At 70.9% G+C, this 20,261-nt stretch carries 16 protein-coding genes; 9 read left to right on the forward strand and 7 right to left on the reverse strand.

All coding sequences use genetic code 11. The features are described 5' to 3' along the window. Positions 1–3: 3 nt before the first annotated feature. Both sufB and FSW06_RS03075 read right to left on the reverse strand, forming a co-directional pair. Positions 4–1,485 carry a Fe-S cluster assembly protein SufB gene (gene sufB, locus FSW06_RS03070; RefSeq protein ID WP_010118488.1) on the reverse strand — a complete coding sequence of 494 codons (1,482 nt, stop codon included), beginning with the start codon at positions 1,483–1,485 and terminating at the stop codon, positions 4–6. 3 nt (positions 1,486–1,488) lie between these two features. Next, positions 1,489–2,157 carry a helix-turn-helix transcriptional regulator gene (locus tag FSW06_RS03075; RefSeq protein ID WP_010118486.1) on the reverse strand — a complete coding sequence of 223 codons (669 nt, stop codon included), beginning with the start codon at positions 2,155–2,157 and terminating at the stop codon, positions 1,489–1,491. Between the two features lie 208 nt (positions 2,158–2,365). Between FSW06_RS03075 and mptB the strand changes: the two genes are divergently transcribed. From mptB to FSW06_RS03095, 4 genes are read left to right on the forward strand one after another with little or no spacing between them, the layout of a single operon-like run. Beyond that, positions 2,366–4,072, forward strand: a complete 1,707-nt coding sequence (gene mptB, locus FSW06_RS03080) for a polyprenol phosphomannose-dependent alpha 1,6 mannosyltransferase MptB (protein ID WP_050801915.1) — start codon at positions 2,366–2,368, stop codon at positions 4,070–4,072. A gap of 11 nt (positions 4,073–4,083) precedes the next feature. After that, positions 4,084–5,019 (forward strand): ABC transporter ATP-binding protein, encoded by a 936-nt coding sequence (locus tag FSW06_RS03085; protein WP_010118483.1) that lies wholly within the window; start codon positions 4,084–4,086, stop codon positions 5,017–5,019. Beyond that, positions 5,016–5,816 carry an ABC transporter permease gene (locus tag FSW06_RS03090; RefSeq protein ID WP_010118480.1) on the forward strand — a complete coding sequence of 267 codons (801 nt, stop codon included), beginning with the start codon at positions 5,016–5,018 and terminating at the stop codon, positions 5,814–5,816. The genes FSW06_RS03085 and FSW06_RS03090 overlap by 4 nt, the downstream gene beginning before the upstream one ends. Before the next feature lie 11 nt (positions 5,817–5,827). Next, the gene (locus tag FSW06_RS03095; RefSeq protein WP_010118478.1) at positions 5,828–6,946 is read left to right on the forward strand and encodes a COX15/CtaA family protein; all 1,119 of its coding nucleotides are present in this window, start codon (positions 5,828–5,830) and stop codon (positions 6,944–6,946) included. A gap of 276 nt (positions 6,947–7,222) precedes the next feature. On the opposite strand, the gene FSW06_RS03100 is transcribed toward FSW06_RS03095, so the two are convergent. After that, entirely contained in the window at positions 7,223–8,149 is a 927-nt protein-coding gene (locus FSW06_RS03100; protein ID WP_010118476.1) for a heme o synthase, read from the reverse strand. Between the two features lie 260 nt (positions 8,150–8,409). Here FSW06_RS03100 and tkt point away from each other — a divergent pair, with 260 nt between their 5' ends. The 5 genes from tkt to pgl are packed head-to-tail and all read left to right on the forward strand — an operon-like array spanning position 8,410 to position 15,017. Continuing rightward, positions 8,410–10,491: a transketolase gene (tkt, locus tag FSW06_RS03105; RefSeq protein ID WP_010118474.1), complete on the forward strand. Its 2,082-nt coding sequence runs from the start codon at positions 8,410–8,412 to the stop codon at positions 10,489–10,491. Positions 10,492–10,526: 35 nt separating this feature from the next. Next, positions 10,527–11,639 carry a transaldolase gene (gene tal, locus FSW06_RS03110; protein WP_010118472.1) on the forward strand — a complete coding sequence of 371 codons (1,113 nt, stop codon included), beginning with the start codon at positions 10,527–10,529 and terminating at the stop codon, positions 11,637–11,639. After that, positions 11,636–13,159, forward strand: a complete 1,524-nt coding sequence (zwf, locus tag FSW06_RS03115; protein ID WP_010118471.1) for a glucose-6-phosphate dehydrogenase — start codon at positions 11,636–11,638, stop codon at positions 13,157–13,159. Before tal ends, zwf begins: the two co-directional genes overlap by 4 nt. Further along, complete coding sequence (locus FSW06_RS03120; RefSeq protein WP_139024359.1) at positions 13,156–14,205, forward strand: glucose-6-phosphate dehydrogenase assembly protein OpcA; 1,050 nt, start codon at positions 13,156–13,158, stop codon at positions 14,203–14,205. The genes zwf and FSW06_RS03120 overlap by 4 nt, the downstream gene beginning before the upstream one ends. Then, positions 14,202–15,017 (forward strand): 6-phosphogluconolactonase, encoded by an 816-nt coding sequence (pgl, locus tag FSW06_RS03125; RefSeq protein ID WP_010118469.1) that lies wholly within the window; start codon positions 14,202–14,204, stop codon positions 15,015–15,017. The genes FSW06_RS03120 and pgl overlap by 4 nt, the downstream gene beginning before the upstream one ends. Here pgl and secG read toward each other — a convergent pair. Genes secG through FSW06_RS03145 form a run of 4 tightly spaced genes read right to left on the reverse strand, consistent with a single transcriptional unit; the run spans position 15,014 to position 20,177 of the window. After that, complete coding sequence (secG, locus tag FSW06_RS03130) at positions 15,014–15,250, reverse strand: preprotein translocase subunit SecG (RefSeq protein ID WP_010118467.1); 237 nt, start codon at positions 15,248–15,250, stop codon at positions 15,014–15,016. The genes pgl and secG overlap by 4 nt on opposite strands. A 56-nt stretch (positions 15,251–15,306) precedes the next feature. Further along, positions 15,307–18,147, reverse strand: a complete 2,841-nt coding sequence (ppc, locus tag FSW06_RS03135) for a phosphoenolpyruvate carboxylase (protein ID WP_010118466.1) — start codon at positions 18,145–18,147, stop codon at positions 15,307–15,309. A gap of 15 nt (positions 18,148–18,162) precedes the next feature. Next, positions 18,163–18,954, reverse strand: a complete 792-nt coding sequence (tpiA, locus tag FSW06_RS03140; RefSeq protein WP_010118464.1) for a triose-phosphate isomerase — start codon at positions 18,952–18,954, stop codon at positions 18,163–18,165. 11 nt (positions 18,955–18,965) lie between these two features. Then, positions 18,966–20,177, reverse strand: coding sequence for a phosphoglycerate kinase (locus FSW06_RS03145; RefSeq protein WP_010118462.1), 1,212 nt, complete (start codon positions 20,175–20,177; stop codon positions 18,966–18,968). Between the last annotated feature and the right edge of the window lie 84 nt (positions 20,178–20,261).

Consider the following 20,261-nt stretch of genomic DNA (forward strand, 5'->3'; position numbering starts at 1 on the left):
GTCTTAGCCCACCGATCCTTCCATCTGCAGTTCGATCAGGCGGTTGAGTTCCAGCGCGTACTCCATCGGCAGCTCCTTGGCCACCGGCTCGACGAAGCCGCGGACGATCATCGCCATGGCCTCCTCTTCCTCGAGGCCCCTGCTCATCAGGTAGAACAGCTGGTCCTCGGAGACCTGGGAGACCGTCGCCTCGTGGCCGAGGGTGACGTGGTCGTTGCGGATGTCGTTGTAGGGGTACGTGTCGGACCGGGAGACCGAGTCGACAAGCAGGGCGTCACACTCGACGTTCGCCTTCGAGTGGTGGGCGTCCTTGTTGACCTGGACGAGGCCACGGTAGGCGGCACGGCCGCCCTGCCGGGCCACCGACTTCGAGATGATGTTGGACGACGTGTAGGGCGCCATGTGCACCATCTTGGCGCCGGTGTCCTGGGTCTGGCCCTCCCCGGCGAAACCGAGGGAGAGGACCTGGCCCTTGGCGTGCGGGCCGGTCATCCAGACCGCCGGGTACTTCATGGTGATCTTGGAGCCGATGTTGCCGTCGACCCACTCCATGGTCGCGCCTTCCTCGGCGCGGGCCCGCTGGGTCACCAGGTTCAGGACGTTGTTCGACCAGTTCTGGATCGTCGTGTAGCGGCAGCGGCCGCCCTTCTTGACGATGATCTCCACGATCGCCGAGTGCAGCGAGTCCGACTGGTAGATCGGCGCGGTGCAGCCCTCGACGTAGTGCACGAAGGCACCCTCGTCGACGATGATGAGCGTCCGCTCGAACTGGCCCATGTTCTCGGTGTTGATCCGGAAGTAGGCCTGCAGCGGGATCTCGACGTGGACGCCCTTGGGGACGTAGACGAACGAGCCGCCGGACCACACCGCGGTGTTCAGCGCGGCGAACTTGTTGTCGCCGGCGGGCACGACGGTGCCGAAGTACTCCTTGAACAGGTCCGGGTGCTCGCGCAGCGCGGTGTCCGTGTCGAGGAAGATCACGCCCTGCTTCTCCAGGTCCTCGCGGATCTGGTGGTAGACGACCTCGGACTCGTACTGGGCGGCGACACCGGCGACCAGGCGCTGCTTCTCCGCCTCGGGGATGCCGAGCTTGTCGTAGGTGGCCTTGATGTCCTCGGGCAGGTCCTCCCAGGACGTCGCCTGCTTCTCGGTGGAGCGCACGAAGTACTTGAATTCGTCGAAGTCGACCTCGGACAGGTCGGCACCCCAGGTGGGCATCGGCTTGCGCTCGAAGGTGTCCAGCGCCTTCAGGCGGCGCTCGAGCATCCACTCCGGCTCGTTCTTCATCGCCGAGATGTGGCGGACGACCTCCTCCGACAGGCCGCGCTGGGCGTCCTTACCGGCGGCGTCGGAATCGTGCCAGCCGTATTCGTATCCTCCGCCCATCGAGTCGACGATCGCGTCATCGGCCCGGAGCTTCTCCTGGTTTTTCGCCAGCCGCGCCTCCTCGACGGCGCTCGGCGGTGTCTGTGCAGCTTGAGTCATGTCTCAACTCTCCTTCGTGCGGGAAGGGTGGATGGTGGTCAGCGGAATGTGGGTGGTGCAGATCCCGTTGCCGTCGGCGATCGTGGCCAGCGGCTGGGTGTGACGTCCGAGCAGTTCCGCGACCACCCGGTGCTCGGCGGCGCAGAGCTCGGGGAACTCGTGGGCCACCTCCTGGATCGGGCAGTGGTGGCGGCAGATCTGCACGCCTCCGCCCGCATGGTCGACCGTGGCGGCGTAGCCGCGGGCGGTGAGTGCGGCGGCGATGCGGCCGGCCCTGTCCTCGACCGTCTCATCGTCACCGCCGTCAGGCACGGCACTGAGCAGGTCCTGGACCCGCTGGTCGGCGAAACTCTCCACGGCGGCCGGCCCGCCGGTCTCGCGCAGTGTGCGCAGGGCCAGCAGGGCCAGTGTGTCGTAGTCGTGGCCGAACTGGCCGCGTCCGATGTCGGTGAGCCGGTAGAGCCGCGCCGGTCGGCCGCGCCCCCGGGTACCTGCCGCGGTCACCCGCGGTGCCTCGGTGGTCTCGGCGAGTCCCTCGGCGACGATGTTGTCGAGGTGCCTGCGGACGCCGGCGGCACTGAGGCCGAGGGCGTCCCCGATGTCCGATGCGCTCACCGGTCCGTGCCGCAGGATCTGCGTGAGGACCGAGCGGCGGGTGTCACCTTCGCTCATGACCTGCACCTCCTCTGCGTAATGACGGTGTTCTCGTCTGTGTCGATGCACGGCGTGTCCCGCCGTCCATGATTAGACAACACGAGTCTTGCGTAATTGATTCCCGATGTCCAATAAGGCAAGCCTGACCTGCACGTCGTCGATGTCGTGAGGTCGAGTGAATTACGCAACCGCGGGACGGTCCCTCCCGCGCCGCTACAATGCCGGTGTGACCCCGCAGCAGCCGCACCCCGAACCCGCCCCTCCCCGGGAGACCGGCCGCGGCCTGCGCACCGTCCTGCCGGACCTGGGCCCCGCAGGTTCCCGCTCCGCGCTGCTCCACGACAGTGACGACACCGACGACACCGCCGCCACAACCACCGGCACGGCACATACCGGATCCCCGGACCTGCCGCGCTACCGGGTCCGCGACCACCACCTGTTCACCACCGCCGTCTTCACCGGCACACTCGGCAGCGTCCTCATCGGCATCGGCGGGATCGGCGCCGGTGCCGTCCCCGTCGTCGAGAACTCCCTGTGGGAGCTCCCCGTCACCGGATTCCTCTCCCGGCTGCTGCACGCCACCACCGTGACCGTGTTCATCGGTATCGCCCTGCTCTGCCTGGCCTGGGTGGTGCTCTGGCGGTACTGCGCCCCCGGCCGCGACCGGGCCGGACGCCCCCGCCGCCGCAGCCTGCCGCTGCGCACCGTCCACCGCACCGCGGTCGCGTGGATCATCCCGCTGCTGTTCACCGCACCGATGTTCACCCAGGACATCTACTCCTACCTCGCCCAGGGCGCCATCGCCGCCCGCGGCATGGACCCCTACTCCGCCGGCCCCGTCGACCTGCTCGGCGCCGACGACCCGCTGGCCCGGTCGGTGCCCTACGTGTGGGCACACTCCCCCGCCCCCTACGGACCCGTCGCCGTCGGTCTCGCCTCCGTCATCTCCCACCTCACCGGGGACACGATCGGGGCGGCGGTGATCCTCCACCGGCTCCTGGCCGTCGGCGGCATCGCCCTCGCCGCCTGGGCACTGACCCGGCTCGCCCGCCGCTGCCGCGTCAACCCCACCGCCGCACTGTGGCTCGGCATCCTCAACCCCCTGGTCCTGCTCCACCTCGTCGCCGGGGTCCACAACGAGGCCGTCATGCTCGGCCTCCTGCTGCCCGGCCTCGAACTCGCCCTGCGCGCCACCGACCCCGGCCGGTCGCGCCGGGCCCGCTGGTGGCTCGGCACGGCCGGGATCCTCCTGATCTGCGGCGCCGGGCTGGTCAAGGTCACCGCCTTCCTCGCCCTCGGGTTCACCGGGGTGGCGCTCGCCCGGTTCCTCGGTGGCCGGCTGCGCGACCTCGTCGTCGCCGCCGCACTCCACGTGGCCGCGGCCGTGGTGGCCGTCACCGCACTCTGCCTGGTCACCGGGCTCGGTTTCGGCTGGATCTTCGTCCAGGGCGGCGCCTCCGAGGTCATCAGCTGGATGTCGGCGACCACCGACCTCGGCCTGCTCTCCAACGGGCTCGCCGAATCCCTCGGCCTCGGCGACCACCGGGACGCCGCACTGACCACCGCACGCGCCGTCGGCGTCCTCATCGGGGCCTTCTGGGTCGTCCGCATGCTCTGGGCGGCGTTCCGCGGCCGCATCCACCCGGTCGGCGGCCTGGGCGTGGCGATGTTCTTCCTCGTCATCTTCTTCCCCGTCGTCCACCCCTGGTACGTGCTGTGGGCCGTCATCCCGCTGGCCGCCTGGGCCGACCGCCGGTCGTTCCGGATCGCCGTCGTGGCCTACAGCGTGATCCTCAGTTTCTTCATCCTGCCCCGCGGTCTCAACCTGCCCCCGGGCACCGTCGCGGTCATCTACCTCATGTCCGTCGTCTTCCTGGCCGTGGTCCTCGCCGTCGGCTGGTCGCTTTACCGCCGCGGTCGACCGGCGGACTAGAGTGGGCGGCCGTGGCAGCAACCCCGGAACATCCCGTCCTCGACCTCTCCGGCGTCGTCAAACGCTACGGTTCGGTGACCGCCGTGGACGGACTCGATCTCACGCTCGGCCAGGCCGAGGTCCTCGCACTGCTCGGCCCCAACGGGGCGGGCAAGACCACCACCGTCGAGATGTGCGAGGGTTTCATCACCCCCGACCACGGCTCGGTCCGGGTCCTCGGTCTGGACCCCACCGGTCAGACCGACGAACTCCGCGGCCGGATCGGCATCATGCTGCAGGGCGGCGGCGCCTACCCGGGGATCCGGGTCGGCGAGATGCTCCGCCTCGCGGCGTCCTACTGCGCCAACCCGCTGGACACCGGCCGGCTGCTGGAGACCGTCGGCCTCGCCGGGCATGAACGCGCCAGCTACCGCCGGCTCTCCGGCGGTCAGCAGCAGCGCCTCTCCCTCGCCCTCGCCCTCGTCGGACGCCCCGAACTGGTCTTCCTCGACGAACCGACCGCCGGGCTCGACGCCCAGTCCCGGCTCGCCGTCTGGGACCTCATCGCCGCCCTGCGCCGCGACGGGGTCTCCGTCGTGCTCACCACCCACCTCATGGACGAGGCCGAGGCACTCGCCGACCGCGTGGTCATCATCGACCACGGCGCGGTCGTCGCCGAGGGGTCCGTCTCCGAACTCACCGGGACCGCCGAGCCGCGGATCAGCGTCCGCACCGCCGGGGTACTCGACCTCGACCCCCTCGCCGGCCGGCTCGCCCCGCTCGGCGCCACGGTCACCGCGGGGCGTCCCGACCGGTTCGCCGTGACCGGGTCGACCGCCCCCGCCGTCCTCACCGCCGTCACCGCGGAAGCGGAACGGCAGGGGATCACGGTCACCTCACTCACCGTCGACCAACGCAGCCTGGAGAGCGTGTTCCTCGACATCACCGGACGGGAGATCCGCGCATGACCAGCACAGGAACCGGTGCCGACCGCTTCCCCGCCGGCACCTTCACCCCCGACCCCCGGCCGGCCGCACCGTGGAAGATGCTCGCCAGCCAGGCCCGCATCGAGACCCTGCTGTTCCTCCGGCACGGCGAACAGCAGCTGCTCTCGCTGGTCATCCCCGTCGCCCTGCTCATCGCCATGAGCCTGGTGCCCGTCGTCCCGCTCGACGACCCGGTCCAGCAGGTCTACCCGATGACCGTCGGTATCGCGCTGATGAGCGCCGGGTTCACCGGCCAGTCCATCGCCGTGGCCTTCGACCGCCGCTACGGGGCGCTGAAACGCATCGGCGCCTCCGGCGTCCCGAAATGGGCGCTGATCGGCGGCAAGGTCGCCGCGGTCCTCGCCGCCGTGGTCGTGCAGCTCATCATCCTCAGCATCATCGGCCTGCTGCTGGGCTGGCGGCCGGACGCGTCCGGCTTCCTGGCCGCCGTCGTCTTCCTCGCCGTCGGCGTGTTCACCTTCACCTCACTCGGCCTCCTGCTCGGCGGCACCCTCGGGTCCGACGTCGTCCTGGCCCTCGGCAACACGGTGTGGTTCCTGTTCATGGGTGCCTCGGTGGTCACCGTGATCGACCAGGATCTGCCGTCGGCCGCCCGGGACGTCCTCGAGCTGCTCCCCTCCGTCGCCCTCACCGACGGGCTCGTCGACGCCTCTGCCGGGTCCTTCAATCTCGCCGGACTGATCGTCCTGCTCGTCTGGGGGGTCGTGGCCTCCACCCTGGCCGTCCGCAGATTCTCGTTCACCATGGACGACGACTAAACTGCAGCCCCGTGACGACCTCCACGACGGACCATCCCAGCACCTCCCCGGCCGCCCAGCCGGCCACCGCAGCCGAGGCCCGGCAGCGGCTGAAGGCCCGGGCGGCGGCCACGAATCCGGCCGACCGGGCGATGCTCCTGTTCTACGCCGCGATCGTCCGGCTGTGCACCCGGTTCCGCGTCCCGTCGGTGCGGCGCCAGCGGCTCTACGCCCTCATCCTCCTGTTCTGCCAGGGCGGCATCACCTTCACCGGCTCCCTCGTGCGCGTCACCGGATCCGGACTGGGCTGCCCGACCTGGCCGCAGTGCCAGCCCGGGTCGCTGGTGCCCGAATCGGGCGCCGCCCCCGCACTGCACCAGGCGATCGAGTTCGGTAACCGGCTGCTCACCTTCGTCGTCTCGGTCGCGGCGATCCTCGCCTTCCTCGCGGTCATCCGCGCGGCCCGCCGCAGCAGCCTGCTGCACATCGCCTTCCTCGAGGGCATCGGCATCATCGTCCAGGCGGTGGTCGGCGGGATCACCGTGCACCTCGACCTGGCCTGGTGGATGGTCATGGCGCACTTCCTGCCGTCGATGCTGCTCACCTTCTTCGCCGCGGTGCTCGTCGTGAAGATCACCGAACCGGACGCCGCCCCGAAGCGTGCGGCCATGCCCACCGCCCTGCGCTGGGCGACGTGGATCTCGGCCCTGGCGCTGGCGGTGGTGCTCGTCACCGGGACGATGACGACCAGTGCCGGGCCGCACGCCGGCGACGAGAAGATCCTGCCGGCGAACCGGCTGCAGATCGAACTCATCGAGATCGCGAACCTGCACGCCCACGCCATGTACCTGTACCTGGGTGTGACGATCGGGCTGCTCGCCGGCCTGTTCGCCGTCCGGGTCGACCGGCGGCTCCGGATCGCCGCCGGGTGGCTCATCGTCGGGATCGTGCTGCAGGCCGCGGTGGGGATCCTGCAGTACAACCTCAATGTGCCGAGCTGGTCGGTGCCGCTGCACGTCATCGGCTCCGCCATCCTCACCGGGGCGACCGGTCTGCTGTGGTCGATGCGGTTCCGCCGGGGTGAGGAGTCGCTCACCCGCGACTTCGACCACTGGGACGCCGAGCTCGACGCGCAGGACAGCCGCGACTGACCTGTTCCCCCTCCTGCTGCCCCGGGGCACGCGACACCTGCTGTCACGTCCCCCGGGGCACAGTGCTGTCTGCCGGACAGCTGTGTCCCGGTGAACGGCAGATACTGCACGCCCTGTCACCGCCGTCCAGCCTGAAACGGTGACGGGGAGGGAAGTATCTGCCGTTCACCCGGGCAGCGCCGTGCCGGCACCGCCCGACAGACGGGAAGACCCGCTGACCGACGTGCGGTCAGCGGGTCTCTCTCCTCTCCCCCGGCGGGAACGGCGTCAGGGCCGTCAGAACCCGAGCATCTCCGAGACCGTCTCCAGGCCGATGACGGCGTCCACCGACAGACCGACGAAGAGGATGGAGAGGTAGTTGTTCGACAGGAAGAAGAGGTTCATGGGCTTGACCTTCACGCCCTTCTTCACGCCGTTGTGCAGGCCGTGCGCCCGGATGATGAACCAGGCACCGCTGACCACGGCGATGACACCGTAGACCCAGCCCGCCGCGGGGACGAGGAGCAGCGAGCAGATCACCGTCGCCCACGTGTACCAGAGGATCTGGCGGGTGACCTCCAGCGGCGGCTTGACCACCGGCATCATCGGCACGCCGGCCGCCTCGTAGTCCTCGCGGTAACGCATGCCGAGCGCCCAGGTGTGCGGCGGCGTCCAGAAGAAGATGATGAGGAACAGGATGACGGCCTGCGCCCAGGAACCCCAGCCGGCGTGGAAGGCGCCACCGTTCGCGTCGGTGACGACGGCCCAGCCCACCATGACGGGCATGCAGCCCGCGGCGCCGCCCCAGATCACGTTCTGCCAGGTCCGGCGCTTCAGCCACTTCGTGTAGACGTAGATGTAGAACCACACGGTGAGCAGGATGAACAGGCCGGCGAGCAGCGAGTCACACAGCAGCCAGAGCCAGAGGAAGCTGGCGACCATGAGCACCCAGGCGAAGACCGTGGCGTGCCCCTTGGTGACGGTGTGCTTGGCCAGCGGACGCCGCCGGGTCCGGCGCATCAGCTGGTCGATGTCGTAGTCGGCGACCATGTTGAAGGCGTTCGCCGAGGCGGCCCCCATCCATCCGCCGACGAGCGTGAGCAGGACGAGCCCCAGATCGATCTCGCCGCGCTGCGCCTGCAGCATCGCCGGGATCGTGGCGACGAGGAGAAGTTCGATGACCCGCGGCTTCGTCAGTGCGAGGTACGCCTTGATCTTCTCCACCGGTTCGAACGCCTCCGTAACGCCGTCATGCCGCACTGTTCCCGTCACTGCGCCTGTCGTCCGGACACAGGTGTCCCGGCGGCAGGTCTGCCAGTCCGTCAGGTTACCCGAGGGGCGTCCCGCACCGGTAACCGCCGCTCCCCTGTCGCCGGTCGGGGCCGTGCATCTACACTGGCTCAGGTAAATCCCGTGAGCACTTTTCCGACCCCCGTCGACCCCGGCGGACCACGGGCGGACCACAGCAGGAAGGCAGCACCAGCGTGACTCTCCCCCCGGAACTCGAGGCCCGTACCGTCCGGCACTACCCGGACGACTGGACCGAGCTGGACACCCGGGCGGTGGACACCGCCCGCGTCCTGGCGGCGGACGCCGTCGAGAAGGTCGGGTCGGGCCACCCCGGCACCGCGATGTCCCTGGCCCCGTTGGCCTACACCCTCTACCAGCGGGTGCTGCGCCACGATCCGGCGGACACCCGCTGGGCCGGTCGCGACCGGTTCGTCCTGTCGGCCGGCCACAGCTCGCTGACCCAGTACATCCAGCTCTACCTCGGCGGTTTCGGTCTGGAGCTCGAGGATCTCGAGTCGCTGCGGACCTGGGGCTCGAAGACCCCGGGCCACCCCGAGGTCGGTGAGACCGCCGGTGTGGAGATCACCACCGGTCCGCTCGGCCAGGGCCTGGCCTCCGCCGTGGGCATGGCGATGGCCGCCCGCCGGGAGCGCGGCCTGTTCGATCCGGCCGCCCCCGCCGGCGAGTCCCCCTTCGACCACCGCATCTACGTCATCGCCTCCGACGGGGACATGCAGGAGGGCGTGACCGCCGAGGCGTCCTCGCTCGCGGGCACCCAGCAGCTCGGCAACCTCATCGTGTTCTGGGACGACAACTCGATCTCCATCGAGGACGACACGGAGATCGCCTTCACCGAGGATGTCGTCGCCCGCTACGCCTCCTACGGCTGGCAGACGCTCGAGGCGAACGCCGAGGACGTCACCGGCATCCTGGCCGCCGTCAGCGCGGCGCAGGCGGACACCGACCGCCCGAGCTTCATCCGCATCCGGTCGGTCATCGGCTACCCCGCCCCGACGAAGATGAACACCGGCGGCGTGCACGGTGCCGCCCTGGGCGGTGACGAGGTCGCCGGCGTCAAGGAGGCGCTCGGGTTCGACCCGGCGCAGAATTTCGCCGTCGCCGACGAGGTCATCGCCCACACCCGCGGCCTGCGTGACCGCGCCGCCGCCGACCACGCCGCCTGGCAGGAGCGGTTCGACGCCTGGGCCGCCGCCAACCCGGAGAACAAGGCCCTGTTCGACCGGCTGTCCGCCCGGGAACTCCCGGCCGGCTTCGACGCCGACCTGCCGACCTGGGACGCCGGCGAATCGCTCGCCACCCGTAAGGCCTCCGAGGCCGCCCTCCAGGCGCTCGGCGCCACCCTGCCGGAGCTGTGGGGCGGCTCGGCCGACCTCGCCGGGTCCACCAACACCATCATCAAGGGCTCCCCGTCCTTCGGTCCGGAGTCCATCTCCACCGACGCCTGGACCGCCGAGCCCTACGGCCGCAACCTCCACTTCGGTATCCGCGAGCACGGCATGGGCGCGATCCTCAACGGTATCGCCCTGCACGGCGGTACCCGGCCCTACGGTGCGACCTTCCTCCAGTTCGCCGACTACATGCGCGGTGCGGTCCGCCTCGGCGCCCTGATGAGCACCGACGTCTACTACGTGTGGACCCACGACTCGATCGGTCTGGGCGAGGACGGCCCGACCCACCAGCCGGTCGAGCACCTGGCCGCGCTGCGCGCCATCCCGAACCTGTCGGTCATCCGCCCGGCGGACGCCAACGAGGCCGTGCAGGCCTGGGCCGCCGCACTGAAGGCCCCGGCCGCGCCGAAGGCCCTCATCCTCACCCGGCAGGGCGTGCCGGTGCTCGAGGGCACCGCGGACAGGGCCGCCGAGGGTGTCGCCCGCGGCGCCTACGTCCTCGTCGAGTCCTCCACCGAGGTCCCGCAGGTCATCCTGCTCGGCACCGGCTCCGAGGTGCAGCTCGCCGTCGAGGCCGCCGCCGCCCTGGAGTCCGAGGGCATCGGCACCCGGGTCGTCTCGGTGCCGTGCATGGAGTGGTTCGAGGCGCAGGACGCCGCCTACCGCGAGTCGGTCCTGCCCGCCGCCGTCACCGCCCGCGTGTCGGTCGAGGCCGGGATCGCCATGCCGTGGAAGGCGTACACCGGGCTCACCGGCCGCAACATCTCCCTGGAGCACTTCGGTGCCTCCGCCGACTACAAGACCCTGTTCCGCGAGTTCGGCATCACCGCGGAGGCCGTCGCCGCCGCGGCCCGCGAACTCGTCTAGTCCCCTCCCCCCTCCAGAAAGCTGGTTGATCACCGATGACCTCCTCGACCTCCACCACCCCGGTCGACGCGCTGTCCGCCGCCGGCACCTCGGTCTGGCTCGACGACCTGTCCCGCGACCGGATCCGCAGCGGTAACCTCGCTGACCTGATCGCCGGCTCCGGCATCGTCGGCGTCACCACCAACCCGGCGATCTTCGCCGCCGCGATGTCGCAGGGCACCGCCTACGACGACCAGATCGCCGAGCTGAAGGAGGCCGGCGCCGACGTCACCGACGCGGTCTTCGCCATGGCCGTCGACGACGTGCGGAACGCCTGCGACATCTTCGCCGACACCTACTCCGCCACCGACGGGGTGGACGGCCGGGTGTCCATCGAGGTGGATCCCCGGCTCGCCCAGGATCCCGCCGCCACCGTGCGGCAGGCGGAGGAACTCGCGGAGCGGGTGGGGCGTCCCAACGTGATGATCAAGATCCCCGCCACCGAGGTCTGCCTCCCGGCGATCACCGAGGTCCTCGCCAAGGGCATCAGCGTGAACGTCACGCTGATCTTCTCGGTGGCCCGCTACCGGCAGGTCATCGCCGCCTTCCTCGACGGCATCACCGCCGCCCGGGACAACGGCCACGACCTGTCCACCATCCACTCGGTGGCGAGCTTCTTCGTCTCCCGGGTGGACACCGAGATCGACCGTCGGCTCGACCGGGCCGACACCCCGGCCGCCGCCGCGCTGAAGGGGAAGGCCGGGGTGGCGAACGCCCGCCTGGCCTACCAGGCGTTCACCGACGACCTGCTGCAGGACGCCCGGTGGGCGGACCTCGCCGCCGCCGGGGCGCACGTCCAGCGCCCGCTGTGGGCCTCCACCTCGGTGAAGAACCCGGACTACCCGGACACCCTCTACGTCACCGGGCTCGTCGGACCGCACACCGTCAACACGATGCCGGAGAACACCCTCACCGCGACCCTCGACCACGCCGAGGTCACCGGTGACACGCTCAGCGGCACAGGCGACGAGGCGGGCCGGGTCTTCGCCGACCTCGTCGCCACGGGCATCGACCTCGACGACGTCTTCACGGTGCTGGAGACCGAGGGTGTCGACAAGTTCGTCGCCTCCTGGCAGGAACTGCTCGACACCATCGGGGAGCGGCTGTGAGCCTCGCCGGCAATCCGTTGCGCGACGGCAACGACCGTCGTCTCCCCCGCATCGCCGGTCCCTGCGGGCTCGTCATCTTCGGCGTCACCGGCGATCTGGCGCGCAAGAAACTCCTCCCGGCGGTCTACGACCTCGCCAACCGCGGTCTGCTGCCCGCCGGATTCAGTCTCATCGGCTACGGCCGCCGCGACTGGACCGCGGAGCAGTTCACCGCCGAGGTGCTCGACTCGGTCCGCGACCGGGTCCGGACGCCCTGGCGGGACTCGGTATGGGAGCAGCTCGCCTCCGGCATCCGGTTCGTGCAGGGTGACTTCGTCACCGACTCGGCCTTCGACGACCTGGCGGCGATGACCCGCCGGCTCGACGAGGAGCGCGGCACGCGCGGCAACTGGGCCTACTACCTGTCGGTCCCGCCGCAGTTCTTCTCCGACGTGTGCAACCAGCTGGAACGCGCCGGACTGGCTGACAGTGAGACCGGCTGGCGGCGGGTGGTCATCGAGAAGCCCTTCGGACGTGACCAGGCCTCCGCCGAGGAGCTGAACCGGACGGTCAACGCGGTCTTCCCCGAGTCGTCGGTCTTCCGCATCGACCACTACCTGGGCAAGGAGACCGTGCAGAACATCATGGTCCTGCGCTTCGCCAACCAGATCTTCGAGCCGCTGTTCAACTCGCGCTACATCGACCACGTCCAGATCACCATGGCCGAGGACATCGGCCTGGGCGGCCGCGCCGGCTACTACGACGGCATCGGCGCCGCCCGCGACGTCATGCAGAACCACCTGCTCCAGCTGCTCGCCCTCGTGGCGATGGAGGAGCCGGTCACCTTCGCCCCCGACGAACTGAAGGCGGAGAAACTCAAGGTCCTCAAGGCGACCTCCGCCACCGGCCCGTTCACCCAGACGACGGCGCGCGGCCAGTACACCGCCGGCTGGCAGGGCTCCGAGTTCGTCCCCGGCCTCCGCGAGGAGGGCGGGTTCGACCCGGATTCCGGGACGGAGACCTACGCGGCGGCGACGTTCGGCATCAATTCGCGGCGCTGGGCCGGCGTCCCGTTCTACCTGCGCACCGGGAAGCGGCTCGGCCGGCGGGTCACGGAGATCGCCCTGGTCTTCAAGTCCGCCCCGCACCAGCCGTTCGGCGCCGGGCAGACCGAGGCGCAGGGCGACAACGCGCTCGTCATCCGGGTCCAGCCCGATGAGGGCGTGCTGCTGCGCTTCGGGTCGAAGGTCCCGGGCTCGGCGATGGACGTCCGCGACGTGAACATGGACTTCTCCTACTCGGAGGCGTTCACCGAGCAGTCGCCGGAGGCCTACGAACGGCTCATCCTCGACGCCCTGCTCGACGAGGCGAGCCTGTTCCCCACCAACGAGGAGGTCGAGGAAGCCTGGCGCATCCTCGACCCGGTCCTCGACTACTGGGCGGCGTCCGGCCAGCCCGAGGAATACGCGGCCGGGACCTGGGGCCCGGCCGGCGCAGACCGGATGCTCAACCGCAACGCAAGGACGTGGAGGCGACCGTGACCGACACAACCGTGACCGACACACTCGACGGAAGCTCGGATCTCGACCTGGGCCGGACGACGACCGGGGAACTGACCCGCCGGCTGCGCGCACTGCGCGAGGAACGCGGGGAGGTCGCCACCGGCCGCGTGCTCACCCTCATCGTCTCGGTACGTTCCGAGGAGGACCTGGACGCCGTCGTGGCGGCCACCAACGAGGCGTCCCGGGAGCACCCGGCCCGCGTCATCATCGTCATCCACGACCGGTCGACCGACCGGGTGAGCATGGACGCCCGCATCCGGCTCGGCGGTGAGGCCGGCGCCTCGGAGGTCATCCTCCTGCGGCTGCACGGCGAGCTCGCCGACCATGCCGACAACGTCGTCATGCCGCTGCTGCTGCCGGACACCCCGGTGGTCGTGTGGTGGCCGTTCACCTCACCGCGGAACCCGGCGGGCGACGCGCTCGGTGCCCTGGCGACCCGCCGGATCACCGACAGCTTCGCCGACGCCGCCGCGGGCAAGGGGTCCAAGGCGATCTTCCGTCGCCGGATCGGCTTCTCCCGCGGCGACTCCGACCTGGTGTGGAGCCGGATCACCCAGTGGCGCGGCCTGCTGGCCAGCGCCCTGGACCAGCGTCCCGGCGACCCGGTGGAGGCCGCGGAGATCACCGGCCCGGCCGAGGACCCGGCGGTGGACATCGCCGCCGGCTGGCTCGCCGACCGGCTCGACATCACGGTGACCCGGCAGAGTTCCGGGGCTCCGGCGGTGCCGCTCGACGCGGAGGGGCGTCCGACGCCGCCGATCCAGCGGGCGGTCCTGCACTGCGCCGGGGGTGACCTCGTCATGGAGGTCGCCGACCACCGCACCGTCCGGGTCGACGCGGGTGACGGCACGAGCAACATCGTCACCCTGCACCGCCGCACCGTCGGCGAATGCCTCGCCGAGGAACTGCGCCACCTGGAGCCGGACACGGCCTTCGGCGACGCCCTCCACGGCCTGCCGCGGGTCCACATCCCCCGCGACCGGGTCGATCCCGCCGCCTTCAGCGAGCAGGCGAGTCCCCGGTGAACGCCGCGACACTGCGGACCTGGGCCGACCAGGACGACCTCGCCCGTGGCGTGGCCCGCGACATCGTCGACCTCCTCGTCACGGTCCAGGGCACCGACGGGGAAGGGACCGGGGTGGGCGGTGCCGACGGCCCCGACGGCTACGCCCGTATCGTCCTGACCGGCGGCGGGGCGGGCATCGCCGTCCTCCACGAACTGGCGCGGCTGGACCACGCCGCCCGGGTGACCGCGGACAGCTACCCCATCGCCGCGGTGAACTGGCGTCGGGTCCACGTCTTCTTCGGCGACGAGCGCTACGTCCCGCGGGACGACCCCGAGCGCAACGAGGGCCAGGCGGACGCCGCCCTGCTCGACCATGTCGGCATCCCCCCGGAGAACGTGCACCGCTACCCCGCCCCGGCCACCGGTGAGGATCCGGCCGGCCCGGGCCTCGACGCCGCGGCGCAGGCCTATGCCGCGACCCTCGCCGAGTTCGCCCCGGCGGGCTTCGACCTGCATCTGCTGGGGATGGGCCCGGAGGGGCACGTCAATTCACTGTTCCCCCACGCCCCCGCGCTGGACGCCACGGCCCCGGTCGTGGCGGTACGGGGCTGCCCCAAGCCCCCGCCGTCCCGGGTCTCCCTCACCCTCGGTGCACTCGGCCGCGCCCGGCAGGTGTGGCTGCTGGTGTGCGGTGCGGCGAAGCGGGAGGCCGCCGGCCATGCCCTGCGCGGTGATGATCCGGCGCAGTGGCCGGCCGCCGCCGCCCGCGGCTCGGTCGGCACGGTGCTCCACGTGGACGCCGCCGCCGACCCGGCCCAGAGGTCGTCCTAGAGGTCGTACTGCAGGACCAGGTTGAGGCCGATCACGGCCGCCACCCAGATGACCGCGCTGATGATCGTCAGCCGGTCGAGGTTCTTCTCCACCACGGTGGACCCCGAGAGGTTCGACTGCATACCGCCGCCGAACAGGCTGGACAGTCCACCGCCCTTGCCCTTGTGCAGCAGGACGGACAGTCCCATGATCAGGCTGGTGACCACCAGGACGATCTGGAGGGTGAGAATCATCGTCGGATGCCTTACGTTCGCTCGGGGACGGATAACGGTCCTACCCTACCACCGCCCTAGCCCGAGTTCCGTAGCCCGGTCGCGAGTCCGTTCATCGTCAACCGGATGCCGTCGAGGACGTCCGCCGACTCGTCCCCGGCCCGGTACCGGCGCAGCAGTTCGAGCTGCAGCACATTCAGCGGGATGAGGTACGGGATCCGGTCGCGCATCGAGACCGCCAGCCCGGGATTGTCGTCGAGCAGCGACGACCGGCCCGTGATCTGCAGGTACATGTCGAGCGTGAGGTGGAACTCCGCGGCGATGGTGCCGAAGATGCGCTCCGCGTCGGCCCGGTCGGGGACGAGACCGGCGTAGAGCTCGGCGATGTTCAGGTCGGCCTTCGCCATGACCTGCGCCATGTTCGACAGCACCGAGCGGAAGAACGGCCACCGCCGGTACAGGTCCTGCAGGTAGGCCATCCGCCCCTCCCCGGCCCCGGTCCAGTCCCGCACGGCCGACCCGACCCCGAACCAGCCGGGCAGCATGATCCGCGACTGGGACCAGGACAGCACCCACGGGATGGCCCGCAGGTCGGCGATGCCGGCGGTCGGTTTCCGGGAGCTGGGCCGGGAACCGATGTTGAGGTTGCCGATCTCCGCCAGCGGGGTCGATGAGGTGAAGTAGCAGATGAACCCGGCGTCCTCGTGCATGAGTGCCGCGTACCGGCGGCGGGACACCGCGGCGATCTCCCCCATCACCCGGTAGGCCCGCTCCGGGTCGTCGATCCGGTCGACGGGGGTGAGACTGGCCTCCAGCGTCGCGGAGACGAGCGCCTCGAGGTTGCGGCGGGCGCCGGCGGGCATGCCGTACTTCGCCGAGATGATCTCGCCCTGCTCGGTGATCCGGACACTGCCCTGCACCGCGCCCTCCGGCTGCGCGAGGATCGCCTCATGGCTGGGACCGCCGCCCCGGCCGACCGTGCCACCCCGGCCGTGGAACAGGCGCAGGCCGAGCCCGGCGTCCGCGGCGGCGGCCACGAGGGCGAGTTCGGCGTCGTAGAGCGCCCAGTTGGCCGCGAAGTACCCGCCGTCCTTGTTCGAGTCGGAGTAGCCGAGCATCACCTCCTGGATGCCGGCCCGGTGGTCGGTGACGTAGTCCCGGTAGAAGGCGTGGCCCCACAGGTCGGTCATCACGGCCGCACCGCCGGCGAGGTCGTCGATCGTCTCGAACAGCGGGATGATGTCCACCGCGCCGGACAGGACGCCGTCGGCAACCCGCAGCAGCCCGACCTCCTTCAGCAGGATCGCGGGTTCGAGGATGTCGGAGACGGTCGAGGCCATGGAGATGATGCAGTGTGGCACCACCTCCGGCCCGAACCGGCGGGCCGCCTCGGCGGCGGCGCGGAAGATGTCGAGTTCCCGGCCGGTCTCCTCCGACCACTCGGCCTGCGGGTCGACGAGGGGACGCGGCGAGTGCAGTTCCCGGGTCAGCAGCTCGACCTTCGCCGTCTCCGGCAGGGCCGCGTAGTCGTCGGTGACCCCGGCCCGGGCGAAGAGTTCGGTGAGCACCGTTTCGAAACTCTCGGAATTCTGCCGCAGGTCGAGGGCGTGGAGGTGGAAGCCGAAGCTGCGGACCCCGGAGATGAGGGTGGCGAGCCGGTGGTCGGCGATGATGTCGTCGTGGTGCCCCCGCAGTGAGCGGTCGACGGTCTCCAGGTCGGCGAGGAGCTGGTCGGCGGTGCGGTAGCGGACGTGTCCCTCGGTGAGCAGCCGGGCGGCCCCCGCGCCGACGGCGGCCTCACCGAGGGTGTCCACCGCCGTGGCGGCGAGGCGGCCGCGGATGCCGTGGACGGCCCGGCGGTAGGGTTCGTCGGACCGGGAGGGGACGTCGTTGCGGCCCCGTTCGGCGAGCAGCAGCAGCCCGTCGCTGACGGCGGTGAACTTCGTCGAGAGACTGAGCTCGTGCTCGAGGGCGGTGAGTTCGTCGAGGTACCAGTCGAAGACGGTCTGGGCGGCGCGTCCGGTGGCGAACCGGACGGTGTCCCCGGTGACGTAGGGGTTGCCGTCGTGGTCGCCGCCGATCCAGGAGCCGGGCCGGACGACGGGCGTGTCGGGGATGCCGGGGCCGTAGAGTTCCCGCAGCCTGCCGGTGACCCTGCGGTTGAGCAGCGGGATCTCCTGCAGCAGGCTGATGCTGTAGTAGCGCAGGCCGACGTTGATCTCGTCCTCGATACGGGGCCGGACGGAGCGGATCAGCGCGGTCTGCCAGAGGATCGTCACCCGGCGGCGGATGTCGGTGTCCACGGCGGTGAGCCGGGCGTCGCTGCGGGCGGTGCGGCCCGCGCGCAGCAGGTCACCGCGGCGGCGCAGCAGTGCGGTGATGTCGGACTGGACGTCGAAGACGGTGCGCCGGCGGGTCTCGGTGGGGTGGGCGGTGAGGACCGGGGCGACGTAGGCGTGGGCCATCACCCCGGCGACCCGGTCCGCGGTGACCCCACGGTCGGACAGCACCTGCCAGGTGGCGTCCAGGGAGGCGTCGGGCGGCGGATCCCCGGCGTCCGCCCGGTGGTCGCGGACCCGCTCCTCGTGGAGGTCCTCGGCGAGGTTGGCGAGCAGGCCGAAGTGGCAGAATGCCCGGATCACCGGCAGTGCGGTCGTCGGCGGGAGGTCGCGCAGCCGGTCGGCGAGACCGGCGACGTCGCCCTCGCCCTCCCGGATGGCGAAGGACGCCCGGCGGGCCGCCTCGACGAGGTCGAAGACCTCGGTGCCCTCCTGTTCGCGGATGACGTCGCCGAGGATCGCGCCGAGGTAGCGGATGTCCTGCCGGACGCCGGGGATGACGTCCGGGGTGTCCTCGTCCGGTGGCACCGCAGGGACGGCGGTACCGGGGACGGTCAGGGTGGTGCGGTGGTCTGCCATGGGGCCATTGTGCCCCTAGCTGACCGCCTTCGCAGCGGCGGCGCAGAGCCGGGCGAAGTCCTCGCCGTCGAGGCTCGCCCCGCCGACCAGGCCGCCGTCGACGTCGGGCTGGCTGACGAGCTCGCCCACCGAGTCGGTCTTCACCGAGCCGCCGTAGAGGATCCGCAGCGTGGCGGCGGTCTCCTCACCGGCGAGCTCGGCGACCACACCGCGGACGGCGTGGCACACCTCCTGGGCGTCGGCGGCGGAGGCCACCTTGCCGGTGCCGATCGCCCAGACCGGTTCGTAGGCGATGACGACGTCGGCGAGCTTGTCCGCCGGGATCCCGGCGAGCGAGGCCCGGGTCTGGTCCACGACGTAGCTGACGTGGTCGCCGGCCTCGCGGATCTCGAGCGGTTCCCCGACGCAGACGATGGGCCGCAGCCCGTGGCCCAGGGCAGCGACGGCCTTGGCGGCGACGGTCGCGTCATCCTCGGCGTGGTACTGGCGGCGTTCGGAGTGTCCGACGACGACCCAGGTGCAGCCGAGCTTCGCGAGCATCGCGGCGGAGACCTCGCCGGTGTAGGCGCCGGACTCGTGGGCGGAGACGTCCTGCGCCCCGTAGGTGAGCAGGAGCTTGTCGCCGTCGACGAGGGTCTGGACGCTCCGGATGTCGGTGAATGGCGGGATGACGGCCACGTCGACGTGGTCGTAGTAGTCGCGGGGCAGGGCGAAGTCGAACTTCTGCACGACCTGGAGTGCCTCCAGGTGGTTGAGGTTCATCTTCCAGTTGCCCGCGATGAGCGGGGTGCGCGTGGTCTGTGCCATGTCCGTCCCCCCTACTTCTCGAGGACGGCGATGCCGGGCAGTTCCTTGCCCTCGAGGAACTCGAGGGAGGCACCGCCGCCGGTGGAGATGTGGCTGAAGCCGTCCTCGTCGAGGCCGAGGGTGCGCACGGCCGCGGCCGAGTCACCGCCGCCGACGACGGAGAAGGCGCCGGACGCCGTGGCGTCGATGATCGCCTGGGCGACCCCGCGGGTCCCGTCGGCGAAGGCGGGGAACTCGAACACGCCCATCGGACCGTTCCAGAACACGGTCTTCGCACCGCGCAGCACGGTGCCGAAGGCCTCGACCGACGCCGGGCCGATGTCCAGGCCCATCTGGTCGTCGGGCACGGCGTCCACCGTGACGGTGGTGGCAGGGCTGTCGGCGGCGAAGGCCGGCGCGACGACGACGTCGGTGGGCAGCACGATGACGTCACCGAAACGCTCGAGCAGGTCACGGCAGGTATCGACCATGTCCTCCTGCAGCAGGGAGGTGCCCACGGACAGGCCCTTCGCGGCGAGGAAGGTGAAGCACATGCCGCCGCCGATGACGAGGTTGTCGACCTTCGGGGCGAGGGCCTCGATGACCCCGAGCTTGTCGGAGACCTTCGAGCCGCCCAGCACGACGGCGTAGGGGTGCTCCGGGTGCTCGGAGACGCGGCGCAGCACCGCCAGCTCGGCCTCGACGAGGCCGCCGGCGTAGTGCGGCAGCAGGGTAGCGACATCGTAGACGGAGGCCTGCCGGCGGTGGACCACGCCGAAACCGTCGGAGACGAACGCACCGTCATCGGCGGTCAGCGCGGCGAGTTCCGCGGCGAAGGCGGCACGCTCGGCATCGTCCTTCGAGGTCTCCCGCGGGTCGAAGCGGACGTTCTCCAGCAGGAGGATGTCCCCGTCGTTGAGGCCGTTGGCCCGCTCGTGGGCGTCCTCGCCGGTGACGTCGGCGGCGAGCGGCACCCACTGGTCGAGACGCTCGGAGAGTGCCTCGGCGACCGGGCCGAGGGAGAACTCGGGGTTCGCCTCCCCCTTCGGGCGGCCGAGGTGGGCGGCGACGATGACGCGGGCGCCGGCGTCCAGCAGGCGGCGCAGGGTCGGGACGGAGGCGTCGATCCGGCCGGGGTCGGTGATCTCACCGTTGTCCAGCGGGACGTTGAGGTCGGCGCGCACGAGGATGTGGCGGCCTTCAACTCCGTCGCTGAGCAGGTCATCGATGGTCTTGACGGTCATGGCTGGGGTTCTCCTTCGTTGAGGATCAGTACCGTGTCATGCCAACGACGGGTCGGCGGCTGCGGCCGACCCGTCGTGACGGGA

Source organism: Corynebacterium nuruki S6-4, from assembly GCF_007970465.1.
GTDB lineage: Bacteria > Actinomycetota > Actinomycetes > Mycobacteriales > Mycobacteriaceae > Corynebacterium > Corynebacterium nuruki.